This window comes from Bartonella queenslandensis AUST/NH15, from assembly GCF_000312585.1.
Classification (GTDB): Bacteria; Pseudomonadota; Alphaproteobacteria; order Rhizobiales; family Rhizobiaceae; genus Bartonella; species Bartonella queenslandensis_A.
Map to the genome: position 1 here is coordinate 1 of NZ_HE998439.1, position 957 is coordinate 957.

At 46.7% G+C, this 957-nt stretch carries 1 protein-coding gene; it reads left to right on the plus strand.

The genetic code is table 11. The annotated features are described in order from the left end of the window. Positions 1 to 91 precede the first annotated feature (91 nt). The coding region (locus BN338_RS10590; RefSeq protein ID WP_039762599.1) for a phage protease at positions 92 to 957 on the plus strand (866 nt) is incomplete at its 3' end.

A 957-nucleotide genomic window follows, 5' to 3' on the forward strand; every position in this document is an offset into this window, starting at 1 on the left:
GTGCTCTTTTGACTGACAGTGTCAGGCTTATAAGGTGAAGTTGTTTCATGCATTCTATTGCCAATGATAATTGTAAAGCAATAGGCAATCTATGGAGCAAGAATTTCACGAAGATGGCGAAGAGGTCCATGCTGAGATATGTCATGAGGGGATATTTTATGGCAATTTTATTGATCTTTGCCAAGATATCACAGGCAAGCAAGCGCCTGAGTGGGTAGAGCTTTTGCCCAAAGCGCCTCATGTGAAGGCGCGTGATGGACGGCAATGGCATTATAGTCCGCCAACCCTTTTAAAAGCTTTTGCAGCCAATAAAGGACCGCTTGTGATTGATTATGAGCATGGTCAACATCACCGTGCGAGAAAAGGTTTAGAAGCGCCGGCAAGCGGCTGGATTGAAGAATTAGCAGAGCGTGATGGTGCGATTTGGGGGCGGGTTAAATGGACCGCTATGGCAAGCAAAAAGATTGTCGCCCAAGAATATCGTTATCTTTCGCCTGAGTTTCGCCATTCGAAGACAGGTGAAATTTTAAATTTAGTCGGTGCTGGTTTGGTGAACCGTCCAGCCCTTGTGATGACGGCTTTAAGCTGTGAACACCCCCCACTCACTTTTACGGAGGAAATGATGGATTTGACAGCCATTGCCAGTGCCCTATCGCTGGCAGAAGATGCTAAAGCGGATGAGGTTTTAGCAACCCTTGCAGCACGCGAAAAAGAACGTGTGGAGCTTTGTGCCCAATTAACAAAGGCGCGAGAAGATTTAGCACTTTTGCGAGAAGAGCAAAACAAGACAGCCATTGAGAGTCTTTTAGATAAGGCTATTGAAGAGGGCAAGATTTTGCCTGCCGCACGCGAGGAATATCGTGCGCTTTGTAGCCTTGAAGGGGGCATGGAGCATTTTAAGAGTTTGGTTGAAAAACTTCCCCCGCTTGTTTCAACGAGCTCTTTGGATGGCTCTTG